Source organism: Massilia sp. CT11-108 (assembly GCF_047302915.1).
GTDB classification, from domain to species: Bacteria; Pseudomonadota; Gammaproteobacteria; order Burkholderiales; family Burkholderiaceae_D; genus Telluria; species Telluria orientalis.
The window spans coordinates 1-225 of record NZ_JBKYMO010001834.1; the positions used below are offsets into that span (position 1 = coordinate 1).

A 225-nucleotide genomic window follows, 5' to 3' on the forward strand; every position below is an offset into this window, starting at 1 on the left:
GTTCAGGTAGAAGAACTCTGACTTGAGCACCCCGAAGAAGCTTTCCATGGCCGCGTTGTCATGGCAGTTGCCTTTGCGCGACATGCTCTGCACGAGTTCCCGCTCCCGAAGCTGATGCTGGTAAGCCGGCATCCGATACTGCCATCCTTGGTCGCTGTGAAGCAGTGGCTTCTCATGAGGCTGCAGCTTGGCCAAGGCTTTCTTGAGCATTGAGCTCACCATGTC

General features: G+C 56.0%; 1 protein-coding gene. It reads right to left on the reverse strand.

Annotated elements, in window-relative coordinates; all coding sequences use genetic code 11:
• Window positions 1-225, reverse strand: a 225-nt coding sequence (locus ACEN88_RS36485) for a DDE-type integrase/transposase/recombinase (protein WP_413347240.1), incomplete at both ends; no start/stop codon positions are given.